The 563-nt window shown below is 64.3% G+C and carries 1 protein-coding gene; it reads right to left on the bottom strand.

The window, feature by feature from the left end; translation table 11 throughout:
• Positions 1-563: ABC-2 family transporter protein (locus FY112_RS15595; RefSeq protein ID WP_246700686.1), on the bottom strand; the 563-nt coding region annotated here is incomplete at both ends.

Raw genomic sequence — 563 nt, 5'->3', positions numbered from 1 at the left:
GGTGGCATATCGCCAGTAGGCGATTGATATCAACACCCAGATCGGGCCGGCTGCGAGAGCCACCGGCCCGGCCCAATCCCCGAGGATTGGGATGGGCTTGCCGAGCAGGGCGCCGACGGGGACCGAGCTGGTGAGGGCGAGCGGGACCGCGCTGATGAGGATCGCCTGGATGCCGCCGGGGAAAATGTTGAGCGGGTAGCGCGTCAATTCCCAAAAGCCGAAGAAGATCGAGAACAGGTGGTTGGAGCGCACCCAGATCAGCGCCGTGGCGCCGATCATGGTGATGAGTGCCGCGGTCAGCAGCGTCGCGCTGAGGAGCGCGGCAATAAGGAACGATGCCGACCAGACCGACCAGGCGAAGTCGACGGACTGGACGGCCCAGCCCATCAGCGGCACCGCCAGGAGGACGTGGCCGGCATAGCCGATATTGAGGCCGGAAAAAACCAGATAGGCCCAGGGGCTGAAAGGCTTGACCAACAGCGTGTCGAAAGTGCCGAGCCGCACCAGTTCTTCGAGGTCGCGCAATTGCACGAAGCTCATCGCGGCGCCGAGCGAGTAAGCCA

This window comes from Rhizobium sp. PEPV16 (assembly GCF_008919455.1).
GTDB lineage: Bacteria > Pseudomonadota > Alphaproteobacteria > Rhizobiales > Rhizobiaceae > Rhizobium > Rhizobium leguminosarum_Q.
The sequence above is the reverse complement of the archived record's forward strand: the minus strand, read 5'-3'. Positions and strand labels throughout refer to the sequence as shown.